This window comes from Streptomyces ureilyticus (assembly GCF_011045025.1).
In the GTDB taxonomy this organism is placed as follows: Bacteria; Actinomycetota; Actinomycetes; order Streptomycetales; family Streptomycetaceae; genus Streptomyces; species Streptomyces ureilyticus.
In genome coordinates, this window is sequence record NZ_JAAKZX010000105.1 from 15,680 (window position 1) to 32,574 (window position 16,895).

The 16,895-nt window shown below is 68.6% G+C and carries 13 protein-coding genes and 2 pseudogenes; 9 read left to right on the forward strand and 6 right to left on the reverse strand.

The genetic code is table 11. The features are described from left to right. Nucleotides 1–117: 117 nt before the first annotated feature. From G6048_RS28135 to G6048_RS28145, 3 genes are read left to right on the forward strand one after another with little or no spacing between them, the layout of a single operon-like run. Complete coding sequence (locus G6048_RS28135) at nt 118–1,455, forward strand: ferredoxin reductase family protein (RefSeq protein WP_328827185.1); 1,338 nt, start codon at nt 118–120, stop codon at nt 1,453–1,455. Nucleotides 1,456–1,468: 13 nt separating this feature from the next. Next, the gene (locus G6048_RS28140) at nt 1,469–1,921 is read left to right on the forward strand and encodes an FMN-binding protein (protein WP_165342393.1); all 453 of its coding nucleotides are present in this window, start codon (nt 1,469–1,471) and stop codon (nt 1,919–1,921) included. Nucleotides 1,922–1,931: 10 nt separating this feature from the next. Next, nucleotides 1,932–2,657 carry an FAD:protein FMN transferase gene (locus tag G6048_RS28145; RefSeq protein WP_165342394.1) on the forward strand — a complete coding sequence of 242 codons (726 nt, stop codon included), beginning with the start codon at nt 1,932–1,934 and terminating at the stop codon, nt 2,655–2,657. Between the two features lie 79 nt (nt 2,658–2,736). On the opposite strand, the gene G6048_RS28150 is transcribed toward G6048_RS28145, so the two are convergent. Together G6048_RS28150 and G6048_RS28155 are read right to left on the reverse strand one after the other, a co-directional pair. Continuing rightward, nucleotides 2,737–3,657, reverse strand: a complete 921-nt coding sequence (locus G6048_RS28150; RefSeq protein WP_165342395.1) for an NAD(P)-dependent oxidoreductase — start codon at nt 3,655–3,657, stop codon at nt 2,737–2,739. A gap of 74 nt (nt 3,658–3,731) precedes the next feature. Further along, nucleotides 3,732–4,427: a type 1 glutamine amidotransferase domain-containing protein gene (locus tag G6048_RS28155; protein ID WP_165342396.1), complete on the reverse strand. Its 696-nt coding sequence runs from the start codon at nt 4,425–4,427 to the stop codon at nt 3,732–3,734. A gap of 186 nt (nt 4,428–4,613) precedes the next feature. On the opposite strand from G6048_RS28155, the gene G6048_RS28160 reads away from it, so the two are divergent. The 4 genes and pseudogenes from G6048_RS28160 to G6048_RS28175 all read left to right on the forward strand — a co-directional run bounded on the left by G6048_RS28160 (nt 4,614) and on the right by G6048_RS28175 (nt 6,433). After that, entirely contained in the window at nt 4,614–4,931 is a 318-nt protein-coding gene (locus tag G6048_RS28160; protein WP_165342397.1) for a hypothetical protein, read from the forward strand. Next, nucleotides 4,928–5,233: a hypothetical protein gene (locus G6048_RS28165; RefSeq protein ID WP_328827190.1), complete on the forward strand. Its 306-nt coding sequence runs from the start codon at nt 4,928–4,930 to the stop codon at nt 5,231–5,233. Before G6048_RS28160 ends, G6048_RS28165 begins: the two co-directional genes overlap by 4 nt. 132 nt (nt 5,234–5,365) lie before the next feature. After that, nucleotides 5,366–5,758, forward strand: coding sequence for a hypothetical protein (locus tag G6048_RS28170; RefSeq protein WP_165342398.1), 393 nt, complete (start codon nt 5,366–5,368; stop codon nt 5,756–5,758). 5 nt (nt 5,759–5,763) lie between these two features. After that, nucleotides 5,764–6,433 (forward strand): annotated as a pseudogene (locus G6048_RS28175) (nucleotidyl transferase AbiEii/AbiGii toxin family protein). Between the two features lie 411 nt (nt 6,434–6,844). Here the strand turns inward: G6048_RS28175 and G6048_RS28180 are convergent. The 4 genes and pseudogenes from G6048_RS28180 to G6048_RS28195 all read right to left on the reverse strand — a co-directional run bounded on the left by G6048_RS28180 (nt 6,845) and on the right by G6048_RS28195 (nt 14,881). After that, nucleotides 6,845–7,926: pseudogene (locus G6048_RS28180) on the reverse strand (type ISP restriction/modification enzyme). A gap of 690 nt (nt 7,927–8,616) precedes the next feature. Further along, nucleotides 8,617–10,893, reverse strand: coding sequence for a GmrSD restriction endonuclease domain-containing protein (locus G6048_RS28185; protein WP_165342399.1), 2,277 nt, complete (start codon nt 10,891–10,893; stop codon nt 8,617–8,619). A gap of 484 nt (nt 10,894–11,377) precedes the next feature. Next, nucleotides 11,378–12,718: a class I SAM-dependent RNA methyltransferase gene (locus G6048_RS28190; protein ID WP_165342400.1), complete on the reverse strand. Its 1,341-nt coding sequence runs from the start codon at nt 12,716–12,718 to the stop codon at nt 11,378–11,380. 111 nt (nt 12,719–12,829) lie between these two features. Beyond that, the gene (locus G6048_RS28195) at nt 12,830–14,881 is read right to left on the reverse strand and encodes an APC family permease (protein ID WP_165342401.1); all 2,052 of its coding nucleotides are present in this window, start codon (nt 14,879–14,881) and stop codon (nt 12,830–12,832) included. Between the two features lie 411 nt (nt 14,882–15,292). Between G6048_RS28195 and G6048_RS28200 the strand changes: the two genes are divergently transcribed. Together G6048_RS28200 and G6048_RS28205 are read left to right on the forward strand one after the other, a co-directional pair. Beyond that, the gene (locus tag G6048_RS28200) at nt 15,293–15,964 is read left to right on the forward strand and encodes a potassium channel family protein (protein ID WP_165342402.1); all 672 of its coding nucleotides are present in this window, start codon (nt 15,293–15,295) and stop codon (nt 15,962–15,964) included. Then, the gene (locus G6048_RS28205) at nt 15,964–16,641 is read left to right on the forward strand and encodes a potassium channel family protein (RefSeq protein ID WP_033318827.1); all 678 of its coding nucleotides are present in this window, start codon (nt 15,964–15,966) and stop codon (nt 16,639–16,641) included. The genes G6048_RS28200 and G6048_RS28205 overlap by 1 nt, the downstream gene beginning before the upstream one ends. Nucleotides 16,642–16,895: the final 254 nt, after the last annotated feature.

Below are 16,895 nucleotides of genomic sequence, written 5' to 3' on the forward strand. Positions count from 1 at the left end.
CCGTCCGCCCTCCAGACTCACATCGATAAAAACTTGAAAGTTGTCAGACAGCTAAACGACAGCTCTCACCAGGCAGGCTCGGTATCCCCGGATCACTGATCGAGGAGTTGCCGTCCCGTGACGACTGTCCAGCACGTCAGACCCCCCACACCGGCGATACGTCCCAAGGTGGTGGCCCGCACCGGCCTGTACACCCTGCTGGCCGCGAACGTCGCGGTGGTGACCGCCTTCTTCTTCCAGTCCGGGCTCGCCTCGAACGCCCTCCTCCTGCTGGGGCGGCTGACCGGCCTGTACGCCGCCCTCCTCATGGCCTTCCAACTGCTGCTCGTCGCCCGGCTGCCCTGGCTCGACCACCGGATCGGCATGGACCGGCTGACCTCCTGGCACCGCTGGGTCGGCTTCGGTCTGCTGTGGTCGCTGCTGGGGCACGGCGTGTTCATCACCTTCGGCTACGCCCAGTCCTCGTCGATGGACCCGGTGAGCCAGCTCGTGGACCTCGCCGAGACCGTCGAGGGCGTACTGCGCGCCATCGTCGCCCTGGTGCTGATCATCGTCATCGGCGCGGTCTCGGCACGCTGGGCCCGGCGCCGGCTGGCGTACGAGACCTGGCACTTCATCCACCTCTACACATACGTCGCGGTGGTGCTGGCGTTCACGCACCAGGTCGCGGTGGGCACGACCTTCACGACGAACTCGACGGCCACGGCGTACTGGTACGCGCTGTGGGGCGTGGCGCTCGGCTCGGTCTTCGTGGGCCGGCTCGTACTGCCGCTGTGGCGCAACCTGCGGCACCAGCTGCGCGTCTCGGCCGTCGTCCCCGAGTCCGACAACGTCGTGTCGGTCTACATCACCGGCCGCGACCTGGACAAGCTGCCCGCGCGGGCCGGCCAGTTCTTCCTGTGGCGGTTCATGACCAAGGGCCGCTGGTGGCAGGCCAACCCCTTCTCGCTGTCCGCCGCCCCGGACGGCCGGAGCCTCAGGCTGACCGCGAAGGCGGCCGGCGACGGCACGAAGGCGCTGCGGCATCTGAAGGTCGGCACGCGGGTGTTCGCCGAGGGCCCGTACGGCGCCTTCACCACGATGCACCGGACCCGGCCCGACGCCCTGCTCATCGCGGGCGGCGTCGGCGTCACCCCGATCCGGGCCCTGCTGGAGGACCTGCACGGCCACGCCGCCGTCATCTACCGGGTGGCCACGGACCAGGACGCCGTGCTCTACGACGAACTGCGCGAACTGGCCCACGCCAAGGGCGCCCACCTGTTCCTGGTCAGCGGCCCGGCCACCCCGGACAAGCTGGCGCCGGCCGAACTGACCCGGCTCGTCCCGGACATCGCCGACCGGGACGTCTACGTCTGCGGCCCGCCCGGCATGACCGGCGCCGTCCTGCGCACCCTGCGCGACCTGGACGTGCCCAAGCAGCAGATCCACTTCGAACGCTTCAGCCTGGCCGGATAAGGGGAACGACACCATGAAGCGAGCACTTCCTGTCCTGGCCCTGAGCGTCGCGGCCCTGATCCCGGTCTGGCGTTACGCACCGTCGAGCGACACCTCGTCGTCGAGCACCGAGGTCGCGGCCCCGGCTTCGACGCCTTCCGCGGCTGCTTCGTCGGGCTCGGGCTCTTCGGGTTCCTCGGGCTCGGGGTCCTCCGGCTCGGGCACGTCGAACCAGGTCATCGCGGGGTCGACGCTCAACACCGAGAAGGGCCCTGTGCAGGTCGAGGTGACCTTCGAGGGCGACACGATCAGCTCCGTACGGATGCTGCAGCAGCCGAACCACCCGCAGACCGAGGCCGCCGTGCCGAAGCTGATCGAGGAGACCCTCGAGGCGCAGAGCGCCGACATCGACACGGTGTCCGGCGCCACGATCACCAGCGAGGGCTACGTCAAGTCCCTCCAGGCCGCGATCGACGTGAAGGGCTGAGGGGCTGAGCGTGCGCCGGGTCGAGCACATCATGGGGTTCCCGATCTCCGTACGGATGGACGAGGGAGAGGGGGACGCCGCCGAGGCCGCGGACCGGGCCTTCGCCTGGCTGCGCGAGGTCGACGAACGGTTCAGCCCCTTCAGGCCCGGCAGCGAGGTGTCGCGGCTCGACCGTGGTGAGCTCGAACTGAGCGAGGTGAGCCCGGAGTTGGCGGAGATCCTCGACCTGTGCGAGCGGTACCGGGTCGCGACCGGGGGCGCCTTCGACGTACGGCTGCCCGGTCGCGGCCTCGACCCCTGCGCCATGGTCAAGGGCTGGGCGGTGCAGCGGGCCGCGGACCTGGTGGCGGCGACCGGCGCGTCCCGGTTCTGCCTGAACGCCGGCGGCGACGTGGTCGCGGCCGGCGGTCCGTGGCGGGTGGGCGTACGGCACCCCGAGCAGCTCGACAAGCTGTGCACGGTCCTGGACGTGAACGACGGAGCCGTGGCGACCTCCGCACGCTACGAACGGGGCGACCACATCATCGACGGTCGCACCGGCCGCCCGGCCACGGGCCTCCTCAGCGTGACGGTCGTGGCCCCGTCCCTCACGCAGGCCGACGCCACGGCAACGGCGGCCTTCGCGATGGGCCCGGAGGGCATCGACTGGGCCGCCGCGCGAGACGACTGCGAGGTGTTCGCGGTGGACGCGGAACGGAAGGTGTTCCGCACGAGGGGGTTTCCAGTGACGGGGTGACGGGGCCGTGACGGGGATTGAGTACGACTCCGGGGCCTGAGTACGCCGCCTGGTCCTGAGTACGCGGCTGTGCGCGGCCTCAAGTGGACGCGTCCTCGCCGGGTGCGGCATCGCGTTCGGAGTCGGCGTCGAAGCTGGCGAAGTACGCGGCGGCCATGTCCTCGTCGGCGTGGCCCTGGGCGGCGGCGCGCTGCATGCGGGCGGCGCTCGCGGCGGCGACATCGAGGCGTACGCCGTGCTGCTCGCCCGCCTCGACGATCAGTCTGGCGTCCTTGGCGGCGGTCGCCACCGCGAACGCGGCCGGGGAGAGCTGATCGCCCAGGATGAGCCCGGCCTTGGCCCGCAGATACCCCATGTCGAGCGGGCCGCCGTCGATGACGTCGAAGAAACTCTGCGGGTCCACGCCCAGCGCCTGGGCCAGCGCGAGGACCTCACCGGTCGCCGCGGTGGCCGCGAGAACCCAGCTGTTCGCCACCAGCTTCAGCCGCGTCGCGCTGCCGGCCGCGCCGTCCTCACCGGTCCACACCGTACGGGCGCCGACCGCGTCGAAAACGGGAGCCACCGCGCCCCGGCCCTCGACCGGCCCCGCGGCCAGGACCTGCAGTTGGCCGGCCTCGGCGGGCTGCCGGGTGCCCAGCACGGGCGCGTCGTAGAAGACCAGCTCGTGGGCGCGGGCGAAGCCGGCCAGCTCGCCGACGCCCTCGATCCCGGCGGTGGTGGACTGCACCCAGGCCATGCCCGGACGCAGCGCGGGCGCCGCCTCGCGCATGACCTGCAGAGCGGCCGGCCCGTCGTACAGCATGGTCAGGACGACATCGGCACCGGTCACCGCCTCGGCGGGAGTACCGGCGATCTGCGCCCCATCGGCCGTGAGCGGCTCGGCCTTGGCGCGGGTGCGATTCCAGGCGCGGACGGTGTGCCCGGCTTTGACGAGGTTGCGGGCCATCGCGGCACCCATGATGCCCGTGCCCAGGACGCCCACGGTGAGCTGGTCGGTCATGACGTCAACTTCCCTGTATATACGGTGCGTTGGTCGTGGTCGGCCTTGGTCGGCCCTCTCCGGCCCTGTTCTGCTCAGCCGAGCCTCTTGAGCAGCTCGGCCGCGAGCGGGCCGGAAGAGGCCGGGTTCTGGCCGGTGACGAGGTTGCGGTCGGCCTCGATGTGCGGCGCCCACGGCTCTCCGACCTCGACCTTCAGCCCGGCCTCGGTGAGCCGGTCCTGGAGCAGCCACTGGGCCTTCTCCGCGGTGCCGGCCAGGCGTTCCTCGGCGTTCGTGAAGGCGGTGACCCGGTAACCGGCATATGCGTTGGCACCGTCGTCCTTCGTCGCAGCCAACAACGCGGCAGGCCCGTGGCACACCACGCCCACCAGCATGCCGCGCTCGACCGCCCGAGCTAGGAGCCGCCCGGAGTCGGCGTCGACCGCCAGGTCCTCCATCGGGCCGTGCCCGCCAGGGACGTACACCGCGTCGAAGTCATCGAGGCGTACATCGGCCAGCGCGACCGGACTACGAAACTCCGCGGCCCCCTCCACGACACCCCGAACCGCCGCCGCGTTCTCCGCGCCCCCGTTGGCCTCAGGGCTCAGGCTGGCGGAGTCGACGGGCGGGACGACACCGCCGGGCGTGGCCACGGTGATCTCGTGACCGGCGGCCTTGAACGCCCCGTAGGGGACGGTGGCCTCCTCGGCCCAGAAACCGGTGGGGTGCGTACTGCCGTCGGCCAGCGTCCACTGATCGGCGCCGGTCATCACGAAAAGTATCTTGGCCATGTCTGCTCCCTGGATGTTGCTGCCGGTTATTACTGACGACAGCCACGACGCTAGTCCCCAGCCGGCGGCCGCGACTCTGCGGGGCACTCCCGGCCCGTCAACTCGCGAACGCGGCGCGGGTCTCGATCGCGTGAACCCAGTCCCGCCTGGTTGGCCCCCTTCCGAGCCATCGGCATGGTCAACGGTATGGCGACCAAGAAGTACACCGTCACGCTCCCCGAAGAACTGGCCGAGGCCATCCGCGCCAAGGTGGGACACCGTGGGTTCAGCGGCTGTGTCACGCGCGCCATAGAGCGCCGGTGGGAGCACGACCGGCTCGGGGAAGCGGTCGCCTGGATGGAGAACTGGATGGAGAAGGAGTACGGCGCGGTCACCGAGGAGGAGCTGGCCGAGGCAGAAGCCGAGATCCGGGAGATCGAGCGTCAGCACGCGGAGCTGGCCCGCGCCCGGCGAGTGGCCGCCGGTGAGCCGGTCGAGGCGCCGCCCGAGCAGGGACAGCGGTGAACCGCAGCGCGAAGGGGGACGCTGTCTACTCGCTGGACTACGACGGCCAGTCCCAGTGGGTGCGCGACGAGTGCCGCACGGGTGTCCGGTTCACAGACGACCTTCAGCTCGGCATCAGCGCCATGGCCGCTTCCATATCGAGGCGCGCAACGTATGCACGTACGTCCCGGGCCATCGACGCGGCTCTTGCCGCCGTCGCCTTGCGCCAGCCGGGGCCGGTCACCGTCGTCACCGCCAACCGCGGACAGGTGCCAGGTGTCGCGATGCACCACGTACCGGTCCGTCGCGTCATAGCGTCATGACCAACAATTCGTTCCTCCCCTTCGAGCGAAACAGGTGCCACGACCAGCTCGCCTGCGCGAGCCTGCTCTCGCTCGCTCCGCAGGCTCGCGCATCATGACCCGCGCCACTTCTCCGGCCGCCATAATGGACCCATGTCCTCCAGCCCACAGCACGCCGCCCCCGCGCCGAGGGACCTCTCGGGCGCGGTCGCCGAGGACCTCGCGCTGTACCGGGAGAAGTTCCGGCGGCGCCTGCCGGAGTCGCTGGACGAGTTGCATGGCCCGACCCAGGGTGTCGTGGAGCTGCCGCTGCACATGGCCTGGTCCGGGATGACCTCGTACGACCTGGGCAAGCCCCGCCAGCGCATGGGCCTGTACCGCACCGTCCTGCACGAAGGCCTGCGCGAGGACCTGCCCCGCTACCTCAACCAGGACCTGCTCCTCCAGCTGTGGCCGGTGCTGCGCACCCTCGTCGGCCGCACCGTGCGCACCGTATGGGAAGACGCCTTCCCCCAGCTCGCCTCCCGCACCCGGGCGGCCGCGTGACGGACATGCCGGAGCTGCACACGCGGCTCATGGCGGATGTGATCGCGCTCGGCTCCCCGTATCCCCTGGTTCTCACCGGTGGATACGCCGTGCGGGCGCACCACCTCATCAACCGCCCCAGCCAGGACCTCGATGTCGCCACCGAGAACCCGGCGCCCATGGCCGACATCGCCGCCACGCTCCACGCCGGCCTGGAAGCCCGCGGCTGGCAGGTGCACGCGCTGGAGACCGCCCCGCTGTCCGCCCGCTTCACCGTGACCGACCCGGCCACCGGGCAGAACTGCGAGGTCGACATCCTCAAGGAGATCTTCTGGCGGCCGGTCGCCCAGAGCCCATACGGGCCCGTCCTCGCGGAGGAGGACGTGATCGGGACCAAGGTCCGCGCCCTGGCCGCCCGCGGAGCGCCCCGCGATCTGATCGACGTGTTCGCGGCCTCGCGACGCTGGTCCAATGCCGAGCTCGAGGAGTTCGGCCGCCGCCACGCCCGCGGCCGCTTCGAACGCGAGGATCTGCAGTCGAACCTCACAGGCGCCGAGTGGACCGACGACGAGGCGTTCGCCGCCTACGGCCTCGATGACGCCGCCATCACCGCTCTCCGCACCTGGGGCCGTGGAGTGGGCCGACGACCTCGCGACCCGTCTCCTCGAAGAGGCCAACGATCCGGACATCGACTGATCACTTCCGGATGAGGTCACATCTGAAGGCGATCAGAGCAAGAGCCAGAAGATGCACACAGATGGCGTCGAGACAGCCCAACCCACCGACGGCGTTCCGACGACCACCCATGACACGGGCAGGCAGCAACTTTACGGATCTTGTCGCTTCCTGCGGGCTGCCTGCCTAGCGCCGGTTTCTCGGCTCCTCCGTGACCGCGTCATCGGAGCGGTGGCTGGAGAGTCCCTCTCCGCGGTGAGCGGCCTGACAGCGTGCGGTTCGCGCGCCTCGATCCCCGCGGTCCCGGGGATGGGGTCGGTCTGTATTGGTGCGGGAGCGGAACGACGTGCAGTGTCCGGGACGGGCAGAATGTTCCGACGTTGCAACTCGGCGACGCTGACCAGCGGTGACATGAGAACACGGTCAAGCAGCTCATTCTGAGCCGACTGCAGCTCGACCAGATGCCACAGGACGGCCAGCACGTACTGGAGTTCCTCGCTCCAGGCAGGTAACCACCGCTCGGGCCGGATGCGGTCCAGCTCGCTGACGGCTCTGCGGGACGGCGGTCCTGTCCTGCGTTTCAACCAGCCGTCGAGAACGTTCTGTCCTCTGACTTGGTACTCCCGCATCTCTTGAGTCACCGGCCCAAACGCCTTGGCCGAAGTGGAGTTCGAGACGGTCGGGATCGTGGACGAAGTTCTCGGGCAATTCGTCCCTGCCGACCTGTCTCCGGTACGTGATCGCCGGCTGTGCGGTCGTCCAGACCTCCTGGGGCGTACCGGGCCTCCCCGCCACCGGGTCCACGAGCCTCTCTCCGAAGGTGGACGCCCATATCACCTTCCGCCCGATGTGCAGCGCCTCCGACCACAGCGCGGCATCGCCGGTGAGTGGTACGCGGACGCCGTTGGTGGTGAGTTCGTCGTCGAAGCGGGACCGGAAACCGGGGTGGGCCGTGATCGCGGCGATGTACGCGAGCAAGTCCTCGGCGGAGACAGCCAGACCGCCGAAGGAGTTACCAAGGTGCTGGAGAAGACCAGGGGTCACATTGGGGTGCCGTCCTTCTGCAGGAAGGGGAACACCCTGCCACCACCCCAGCCGGCGAAGTGATCCATATCCGGCATCAGCGCGGTGAACAGCGTGGCGGGGCCATCGCCGAAACGTCCGGAGTGATGCTCCACGATGTGTATCTGCCCCTCGGACCGGTTCTCCCACAGCTGTGGCGAGCATCTGTCGAGGACCCTGTTGTCCGGAATGATCCACTGCCGATCGAAGGGACGGAAGGCGAAAAGTACCGGTTCCGGGCACTCGGAGCCCGCCTCCAGCATTGACCGTGGTCGCTGTGCCGAGCCCGGGAGCGGCTTGACCTGTCGGTCGACGGTACGGCTCTGGGTCTCCCTGAACAAGGCACGCTTCTCGGTGATATCTGTCTCGGCGGTCAACCTCCGCCACCGGGAGCGCAGCATGTCGGAGTCCGGAGAGTAGACCCACGTCCGCTTCGGCAAGATACCGGGCACTGTCCATGGCAGCAGATCATTCAATGCGGGATAGGTATCCCATGCTCCCTGTGCCGCGGGCGTGAACGGGGCGTGGGCGTCCTGACGTACCGACCGCCACTGGTCACTGTCCGGCCCAAGAGCCTCAAGCTGCGTGTACTTGAGGCACGGACGGCGCGTTCGGTGACTGCTGGGAAACCAGGTGCGGGTGTACCTCAGACGGACCGCTGGAGGCAGCGCCGCTCACGGAACCATGACGAGGTTTCAGCACGGGGGCTGGCGAACCCGAAGGTCAGACGCCCTTCGCGGCAGGTTCAAGAATCGCCACGCACTCCACATGATGCATCATCGGTATGACGTCGGTCTGTGCCGGTTACGGAAAAAGCGCAGGTCACAGCAATCCCATCGATTCTCGCCCCGGCTTTTCGGCGTCCAGGTCAAACGAGTGTCACGGCCGACAGCCTGCGCTTGCTCCTTGGCGACCGCTCCCGCGGTGCGCGGGCTATTGCGTGTTCAAGCCGGTCGACGAGGAGGCGAGAAGGCCGACCGGACTCCACCGGCGCCATCCGTCGATGTGCCCAAATGTGTAGGTCGCCACGCCGTCTGGTGAGTGCGACTCCCAAGGCTCTCTGCAGCAACCGGACCGTGGTCTACACCAGCGATAGGCTCGAGGTCATTCCCCCCTGGTCTGAGGGCTGGCCATAGGGACACTCATCCCCAGTGTTCCTCCTGGTAGCGCAGGAGGTCATCGCCATGGAGTTGCTTGGTGGCGTTGCCGACCCGGACCCAAAAGTCGGTGGCGCCGCTGCCGCCCTTGGCGGGCTTGGCGAACACCGGCTTACCTGCCGCGGCAACGCTGATCTGACAGACGACATTGCCAGAAATCTCGGGGAAGTGTACGCGGACGGTGGTCGCCGTCGGGGTCGACAGGCTGCCGTCGAGGAGTTGGCGTACGAAGAGCTCATACCCGTCGACGTTGGCCTGCGACTCCAGAGTGGTGAGGTCGTTCTCGATGCCGAGGGCGGTTCCGTCGTCGGCGACACCGATGAACAGGTTTCCGCCCTCGCTGTTCAGGAAGCCGCAGACGGCCTTGACGATGTTGTGCCGTAGGGACTTGTCGGCCTGCCGGGTGTGCACGTTCCAGCGGGCGCTGGCCTTGAACTCGGTGCCCTGGGATTCGCCGGCGGCGATCATGTCGGCCGGGGTGGTTGGGAGGTACGCAGGGCGTTCCCCCGTGAGGGTTTCGAACGCTTCCCGCACGACCTTGGCGATCAGCTGGCGCCGCCGTTCCAGGAAGGTCAAATAGTCGAGCTGTTCCCAGCCGACCGGGAGCGCGTGCCACCGTACCTGCCGCTCGAGCACCTCCGGGTCCATTGCGCCCGTGATTCTCGGCCAGTAGTCATGTGGTGCGTCGGTGTTGGACAGCTCGTCTGCCGGCCACCTCACGTAGGCCATATTGGCGATGGCATTGACTTGGCGCCGGTCGGTGATACTCAGTCCGGCGAGCACCTTGCGGTGGAACAGGTTGTCCCGGTCGACAGCCTTGGCGGGTTGGACTGAGGGGTCCAGCAGATCACGGATTCGTTGGTCGCCGAAGAGCATTTCGGCGTCGAGGATGTTGAGCGCCGCCTGGTAGGCGAACAGCACGGGTGAACGCGACGAGGATGTGTCCAGCCGGTTCGGCAGGGAGATGTCCCAGTAGTCGCCGGTGAAGTTCGCTGCGATGATCCGGTCGAGTTCCGCGGTGAAGGCTCGGCCGTCACCTGGCGGCAGACTGCCGATCCGCCCCAGGTCAAACTCCATCTGTGATTCCGGCGAGTTGGAGTACCGACCGGTGGTGTGCGCCATGAAGAACCACCGTCCGATCACGGGACGGAGTTCATCGACCGTCAGTCCGAAGTCGTGGCGTCCGATCAGCCAGATCGTGTAGCTGTACAGCAGGGCGTTGTCGGAGGTGATCATCTTGCGACTGCGGAAGCCGGCCGCCGTGACGCACTGGAAGAACTCGTGCCAGCTCGTCAGGTCCAAGACCTTCGTGTGTGCTTGGGCGAGCCGGTCGAACTGCTCCTGCCGTCGAGCGGCGGTGACCTTGCCGGTTTCAAGGTCCTTTCCTCGTAGGACGCTATAGACGTGCTGCAGCCGGGCGCGCCGGAAGGCGACAGCAACGGCTACGCGCAGCAGTTGGTCCGGGCTGGGGTCAAGAAAAGCGTTTCGAGGGCTCGGACCGGGGAGTCCTGCGACCACCGCGCCGCGGCTGAAGTCTTCGAGCTGGCGGCGGCCCTTCTCCCAATGCACTGACATCAGGGTGAGGATGAAGTCGGACTGGTTGAGCTTCACGCCTTCGGAGTTGATGCGCACGAAGATGTCGGCGACCTGCTCCTCGTTGGCCGAAGCACCCAGCTCCACAACCTGGAAGCGGAACTCGTGCAGGTCCCGGACCCTGTCTACGCGTTCTTCGAGCACATCCTTGGCAGCGTCCGACAAGGGCTGGCCGCTGGCCTGTTCGAGCCGCTGGAAGAACTGCCGGACGGTGGGCTTGTAACCACCTTGGGCCCAGAGCGCGGTGATGTCCGGAATAAAGTGGGCGTCACGCTCGATCGCCGCGTCCGTGACCTCGAACGTCTGGTCCTCCGGGTGGAACGCGATACGAACGTTGATCTCGTCGAAAGACTTAGTGACGATCTTGCGCCCGGTGAGGACAGCGAACAGGGCGGTGAGCCGCTGCTGCCCGTCAACGACCAACAGCTGAGGTGCCCGATCACCGGCTTCCGTTCCGATCTGCCGCGTCCCCACCTCAGCGCCGGTCTCCCAGAACATCAGGGTGCCGATCGGGTAGCCCCGATACATCGAGTCGAAGAGATCGCGGGTCTTCGCCGCAGACCAGACGAACGGGCGTTGAATGTCTGGCAATCCGATACGACCGCCTTCGATGTTCTCGATCAGGTGCCGGAGCGTGTAACCAGTGTCGCGATACAAAGTGGGCGGCACAGCCGAGGGCTCCTAACGTCCGAGGGCAACTGGTCGGCGGAAGCGGTCATTTCGTGGGAACAGCGTCAGGTTAGCCTGCGTCACCCTGACCGAGCAGCACCGCTTCGGTCCGGTAGTGATGCGGCTGGCCAACTCGCTCACCACGGAGGAATACCGCAGGGCGGCAGACTGACCGCGGCGACGAGACCTCTTGACGCCCCGCACCGCCGCTGGGGAGGCGAAGCGGAACACACGTACGGGAGTCCCTGCCCGGGCGAATGGCCCGGTCCGCGCGGCCCGGGCCGGGGAGGTCCGGCACGTTGAGATTCCCGCTTCGAGCGTCATGCGAGCGTCGAAAATCTGACGAGACCTTGACGGCGCCCTCCGATGCAGCGCCTCCCCCATGAATGCGCAGGTCAGGAAGGTTGCGAGGGACGCCGTCCGCTCGAACCGCTGTACGGAGAGAAACAGGTCGAGCCCTCTACCCTGGCCACAAAACACCAGGTCAGGCACCCTTGTCAGCTGGCTCCAGGATCGCTACACACTCCACGTGCGACGTCATCGGAAACAGATCGAACGCCCGAAGCGTCCGCACCCGATACCCGCCCTCCCGGAAGTACCCCAAGTCCCGAGCCAACGCCGCCGGATCGCACGCCACGTACGCAATACGCCGCGCCCCCAGCCCCGTCAGAAGCCCGACCGTCTTCTTGCCGGCGCCCGCCCGCGGCGGGTCCAGGACGATCAAGTCGGCCTCGGTGATCCCGGTACGCGGCAGCACCGCCTCGACCTTGCCCTGTTCGATGCGGACGCGGTCGAAGGCGGCGAGGTTGTGCCGGGCGTCCTCCACCGCGCGCTTGCCGGTCTCGATGCCGAGTACCGCGCCCTTGTCGCCGAGGCGGTCGGCGAGGGCGCCCGCGAAGAGGCCGACGCCGCAGTACAGGTCGAGTGCCGTCTCGCCCTTGCGCGGCATCAGGCCCTGCATGACCGCCTTGACCAGAGTGTCCGCGGACTTCGGGTGGACCTGCCAGAAGCCGCCGCTGCCGACCCGGTACGTGCGGTCGTCCGCGCGCTCGCGCACGAAGGGGCGGCCGTGGACGCGGTGCACGCCCCCGTCCTTCTCCTCCACGCGCATGACCGACACCGGCCGGTCCAGCTCCACGATCGGCAGGCGGGCGCCGGGCCGTGGTGTGAGGATCACCTGGCGGTCCTGGGAGCCCGTCGCCGCGATCGCCTCGATCGACTCCATCCCGGACCAGTCGCGCTGCTCGATGCCCAGCTCGCTGACGCCCGGCGCGGCGATCATGCAGTGCTCGATCGGCTCGACCTCGTGCGAACGGTGCCGCCGCAGACCGGCGTGCCCGGAGTCGTCCACCGCGTACTGCACGCGCGTACGCCAGGCCGGCACCTCGCCGGCGGGCACCTTGTCGCCCTCGGCGGGCATCACCGTGCCGTCCCAGCCGGCCTCCTCGGGCGTCAGGTCCGCGAGCCGCTTCAGCTGCTCGGCGATCACCTCGCCCTTCATGCGCCGCTGCGCACCCGGCTTGGCGTGCTGCCAGTCGCAGCCGCCGCAGCGGCCGGGTCCGGCGTACGGGCAGGGCGCCTCGACCCGGTCCTTGGACGCCTCCAGGACGGTCACCGCGTCCGCGCGCAGGAAGCGCGAGTCCTCCTCGCCCTCCGTCACGCGCGCGACGACCCGCTCACCGGGCAGCGCGTGCCGGACGAACAGCACCTGCCCCTCTGACGTACGGGCGATGCAGTGCCCGCCGTGAGCGACAGGCCCGATCTCGACCTCGTACTCCTGCCCCACGAGCGACCCCGCCGGCGTTTTCTTCGGTTCTGCCTGCATGGCGGGGTGACTCCAGATGCGAAAAGAGGAACGGCCGGACAACAGCCCACCAGTCTACGTGGACGCCACCCGGCCGTTCGACACGAGTCCGTACGACTCCGTACGCCTCCGTCAGCCCTTGGGGGTGCTGGGCTCCTTGGGCCGTTGCTCCGCGGGACCGCGCCGCACGGCACCCGGCGCGTTCCACTCCTGCTGCTTCCGGGCCCGCCTCTTGGCCACCTCGGAGGACTCCAGCTGGTACGGCACGGATGTCACCATCACACCCGGTGTGAACAGCAGCCGTCCCTTGAGCCTGAGCGCGCTCTGGTTGTGCAGCAACTGCTCGTACCAGTGGCCGACCACGTACTCGGGGATGATCACGCTGACCGCGTCGCGCGGCGACTCCTTGCGCAGGTTCTTCACGTACTCGATGACCGGCCGCGTGATCTCGCGGTACGGGGAGTCGAGGACCTTCAGCGGTACGTCGATGCCGCGCCGTTCCCACTCCTCCCGCAGTGCCTTGGTCTCGGCCGGGTCGACGTTGACGCTGAGCGCCTCCAGGGTGTGCGAGCGCATCAGCTTGGCGTAGGCGAGGGCCCGCAGCGTCGGGCGGTGGATCTTGGAGATCAGGACCACGGAGTGGACGCGCGAGGGGCGTACGACGTCGTCGCTCGGCCCTTCCGGGGCGGCGATCTCCTCGGCGACGCGGTCGTAGTGCTTACGGATCGCGGACATGATCGCGTAGAAGATCACCATGCCGAGCAGCGCGACCCAGGCGCCGTGCGTGAACTTGGTGACGAGTACGACGACCAGCACGAGCCCGGTGAAGAAGGCGCCGAAGGTGTTGATCGCCCGGGATCGGTACATGCGGCGGCGTACGGCCTGGTCCCGCTCGGTGGCCAGGTGGCGGTTCCAGTGCCGGACCATGCCGGTCTGGCTGAGCGTGAAGGAGACGAAGACTCCGACGATGTAGAGCTGGATCAGCCGGGTCGAGTCGGCGCCGTAGACCCACACCAGCAGCCCGGCGGCGCCCGCGAGCAGCACGATGCCGTTGGAGAAGGCGAGGCGGTCGCCGCGGGTGTGCAGCTGACGGGGCAGATAGCGGTCCTGCGCGAGGATCGAGCCCAGCAGCGGGAAGCCGTTGTACGCGGTGTTGGCCGCCAGGAAGAGCACCAGCGCGGTGGCCGCGGCGAGCAGCACGAACATGAAGCTGCCGTCACCGAAGACGGCCTCGGCGACCTGCGAGATCACCGGGTTCTGGACGTAGTCGGCACCGACCGCGACGCCGTTCTCCAGCAGGTCGGTCGCCGGGTGCTCGGCCATGCGTACGTTCGACGCCATGGCCAGGCCGATGATGCCGCAGAACATGGTGACCGCGAGCAGGCCCATCATCGCCAGCGTGGTCCCGGCGTTCTTGGACTTGGGCTTGCGGAACGCCGGAACGCCGTTGCTGATCGCCTCGACGCCGGTGAGCGCCGCACAGCCGGAGGAGAAGGCCCGCAGCAGCAGGAAGACGAGCGCGAATCCCGCGAGCCCCTGCTGCTCCGCCTCGATCTCGAAGCCGGCGGTAGGCGCCCTCATCGTGTCGTCGAGGACCAGACCGCGGAAGGCGCCCCAGGCGATCATCGCGAAGACGCCCACCACGAAGACGTACGTCGGAACCGCGAAGAGCTTCCCGGACTCCCTGACCCCGCGCAGGTTCATCAGCGTGAGGAGCACGATGACGGCGATCGCGCACGGCACCTTGTTCTCGACCACGAAGGGGATCGCGGAACCGAGATTCTCGATGCCCGAGGAGATCGACACGGCGACGGTGAGCACATAGTCGACGAGCAGCGCGCTGGCCACGGTGAGACCGGCCTTGGGACCGAGGTTGGTGTTGGCCACCTCGTAGTCGCCGCCGCCGCTCGGGTACGCGTGCACGTTCTGCCGGTACGAAGCGACCACCGTGAACATCAGCACCACGACCGCGACCGCGATCCAGGGGCTGAAGTGGTAAGCCGACACGCCCGCGATGGACAGGACCAGCAGCACCTCGCCCGGCGCGTACGCCACGGAGGAGAGCGGATCGGAGGCGAACACCGGGAGGGCGATGCGCTTCGGCAGGAGCGTTTCTCCGAGCCGGTCGCTGCGCAGTGCACGCCCGATGAGGATCCGTTTGGGCAGGTCGGTCAGTTTGGACACGCTGAGGATCGTAAGCCGTCGGGGTATGGGGCGCCCACCCGCCACCCGACGTCTGCCCTACGAGTGAATTGAGAGATGAGTGATGCTGCGGGTTCCGGCACCGACGGCGTCCCCATGTCTATATGACAAAACCTCGCCGCCCACCCCTCCTGGAGACCTCATGACGCCAGCCACCGCGGAACTCATCGGTGCCGCCGCCGCACTCCTCGGGCTCGGTGTCCTGACCCTCGCCAGCGTCCGCAGCATCAGCCGCCGCTGATCACGACGGGGCCATGGGCGAGCATGCACAGGGGTGCCCTCAGCGGACCGTGCGTGTGTAGCTTGGGCATCGGTCTGAGACCCTGTTCGAGAGCTTGTTCAGCCTCAGCGGTAACTCCATGAGCAGTAACAATTGACATCGGAAGGACGGTCGTGCACATCGTCATCATGGGCTGCGGGAGAGTCGGTTCCGCTCTCGCCCAGACCCTGGAGCAACAGGGGCACACGGTCGCCGTGGTCGACCAGGACCCCACCGCCTTCCGACGACTGGGCTCCGGGTTCGGCGGCCGTCGTGTCACCGGAGTCGGCTTCGATCAGGACACCCTGCGCGAGGCGGGCATCGAGGAGGCGGGCGCCTTCGCCGCCGTCTCCAGCGGGGACAACTCGAACATCATCGCCGCCCGGGTGGCCCGCGAGATGTTCGGCATCGAGAACGTCGCGGCGCGCATCTACGACCCTCGCCGCGCCGAGGTCTACCAGCGGCTCGGCATCCCGACCGTCGCCACCGTCCGCTGGACCGCCGACCAGATGCTGCGCCGGCTGCTGCCTGCGGGGGCCGAGCCGCTGTGGCGCGACCCCACGGGCGGGGTGCAGCTCGCCGAGGTGCACGCCTCGACGGCGTGGGTGGGCCAGCGGATCAGCAAGCTCCAGGACGAGACCGGCGTACGCGTCGCCTTCCTCACCCGCCTTGGCGAGGCGATCCTGCCGAGCTCGCAGACGGTGCTGCAGGAGGGCGATCTGGTGCACGTGATGATGCGTACGGACGACGTGGACAAGGTCGAGGCGGCGTTCGCCAAGGGCCCTGACGAGGAGGGCGGTCACTGATGAGGGTCGCCATTGCCGGTGCCGGTGCGGTGGGCCGCTCGATCGCGGGCGAACTGCTGGAGAACGGGCACGAGATCCTGCTGATCGACAAGGCACCGACCGCGATCTCGGTCGAGCGCGTACCGCAGGCGGAGTGGCTGCTGGCCGACGCCTGCGAAATCACTTCGCTGGACGAGGCGGCGCTCCAGCGCTGCAACGTGGTGATCGCCGCGACGGGCGACGACAAGGTGAATCTGGTCGTCTCCCTGCTCGCGAAGACGGAGTACGGCGTTCCGCGCGTCGTCGCCCGCGTCAACAACCCCAAGAACGAGTGGCTGTTCAACGAGTCCTGGGGTGTGGACGTAGCCGTCTCGACCCCCCGCCTGATGTCGGCCCTGGTAGAGGAGGCGGTGAGCGTAGGCGACCTGGTCCGCCTCCTCCGCTTCAGCCACGGCGACGCCAACCTGGTAGAGCTGACGCTCCCCCCGGAGTCGGCCCTGGCAGGCACCCGGGTCGGCGACGTGGAATGGCCCGAGGACACATCCCTGGTCACCATCATCCGCGGCACCAGGGTCCTCACCCCGACGAGGGAGGACTCCTTGGAGGCGGGCGACGAGCTGCTGTTCGTGGCGGCTCAGGCCAGGGAGGAGCAGCTGGAGGATCTGCTGTCGGTGCGACGGGAGGATGCGGTCGGCTGATTTCCGGCGGTACGAGGATGGGGGGGCGCCCGGAGTACTCCGGGCGCCCCCCCATTCAGTGTTCTCCGGGCGCCCCCATGCAGCCCGTCCGGCGCTTTTTCAGGCCGCCCAGCGTTTTTTCAGCCCGTCCGGCGTTTGAGGACGAGGCCGTTCAGGCCGATGGGGGCCCAGGGGCGCAGCCCCGGCGGGGTCGGGGGCGAAGCCCCGAGGCCGGGACCAGGGGCGCAGCCCCAGCGGGGTCCGGGGCGAAGCCC